Genomic DNA, 1,723 nt, shown 5'->3' with positions numbered 1-1,723 from the left:
GTTGTGCGGGACCGGCGCCGCGGAGCCGGTGTTCACAGCACGGAGGGCGCGGGCGAAGAGCTTGGCGTCCTGTACGGCCTGCAGGCCGTCCGCTTCGGCGCTGATGCGCAGGACGATGTCTTCCTGGGCAATGGTGCCGCTGTAGCCGTGATCGGCCTCGCACTGAGGATCCCCGCAGCTGGCCGGACCCATGTCGAGGCGCTGGCCGCCGGACCATGCAATGGACAACGTCAGCTCGCGGACCGGGTCGGAAGGCTTGTAGTCCTGCGGCTGGGCGTAGACATAGCTCAAGACCACCGAGCGGATCTGAGTGACGGGAACGGACTCGGTGGACACCTGGGCGACGGTCTGCTCGCCGGCCTCGTCGAGCTGCTGGTCGTCGACATGGGTAATGACCAACATGTCGTCGGTCAACACCAGGACGGTGATGTGGCGGCGGACCTCGGCCCGGTCGAAGTGTGTCTCGAGATGTACGAGGTGGGCCACGCAATCACGGCCATCCAGGGCATCGGCGACGACGTCGGCCACGAGCCGGGGGTAAAAACCGGCCTGCTGGAGGGCCCCTTCCAGGCTCTGGCCCTGCGCACTGTGGTCATGGAGGCCGTGGTGGTGCGCGGTCTGGCGTACGGGGGCGGTCGCCAGGGGCTTGGGTGCTGGAGGCTGGGTGCTCATAGTCTCCATTTTCACAGATCAGCTGGGGACTTGCTAACTGCAGGGCCCCGGACGCGGGCTGCAGCCCGGGAGGTTCGACCCTAACTGCGCATCGCCCGGCGCGCACTGTCGGTCCGCTGGGCGGCGTTCGCGATCCTGACATCGGCGGCCAGGATCGAGGCGCCATCGGGCCCGGCGAGGACGGGATTGAAATGCACCAGCGCGATCTCCGGGTGGTTGTCCTTCAGCCTGGTGAGGCGGGCTGCGAGGTCCTCGAGCGCCGCGACGTCGACGGCGGGCAGACCCTGGTAGCCGAAAAGCTTCCGCGACGCCCGGGGCGCCCGGATGAAGTCGTGGACGTCGGAGCCGGAGAGCGGCGGCACGCGGTGGGCCCAGTCATCGAGCAGGTTCACGGCGTCTCCGGCCAGGCCGAAAGAGATCACCGGCCCCAGCAGCGGGTCTTCGATGGCGCGGAAAGTGCAGGCCTGCCCCACAGGCACCATGGTCTGCACTTCCAGGGACGGCGAGCCGTACCGCTCGAGCGATTTGCGCATCTCCAGCACGTTGCGCCGCAGCGAATCGGCGTCCTGGATGTCCAGCCGCACACCTCCCAGGTCCAGCCGGTGCCGCAGTGCCGGGTCCGTGGTCTTCAAGGCCACGGGCCAGCCGAGCTGCCCTGCCGCGGCCACGGCCTCCTCCGCCGTCTCGAACCCGACGGACGGGACCAGCCGGATGCCGTAGTGGCCCAGCAGCCGGGCGGCCGTGTCCTGGTCCAGCCGGACGAGCTGCTCGCCGCCCACATCGCGCAGAAGGACCTCCAGGTCCGCCCGGGCGGGCTCCGGGTGGCACCCTTCGGGTTCCACGAACAGGCCCTGGTCCCGGTCCAGCCATTGGGCGTAGCGCACGACGGCGGCAAGGGCCGCCACCGCCGCACCCGGGTTGGAGTAGCACGGGACCGGCGGAGCGGGGGCGGGCTGGCGGGGCTGGTCAGGTTCGGCGCCGACCATGCCCTCCACATAGATGGAGGGATCAAGGATTCCGCTAAAGGCGGCAACCACCGGCTTGCCGGGGC

At 69.6% G+C, this 1,723-nt stretch carries 2 protein-coding genes; both read right to left on the bottom strand.

The genetic code is table 11. The annotated features are described in order from the left end of the window. On the bottom strand, window positions 1-672 hold a 672-nt coding region (locus Y706_RS0109710), incomplete at its 3' end, for a DUF5998 family protein (RefSeq protein ID WP_028276444.1). An 80-nt stretch (window positions 673-752) separates the two neighbouring features. Further along, a partial coding sequence (locus Y706_RS28055) for an acetate--CoA ligase family protein (RefSeq protein ID WP_043435790.1) occupies window positions 753-1,723 on the bottom strand: 971 nt, incomplete at its 5' end.

This window comes from Arthrobacter sp. I3, assembly GCF_000520575.1.
GTDB lineage: Bacteria > Actinomycetota > Actinomycetes > Actinomycetales > Micrococcaceae > Arthrobacter > Arthrobacter humicola_A.
This window is presented reverse-complemented; position numbering and strand designations above follow the sequence as displayed.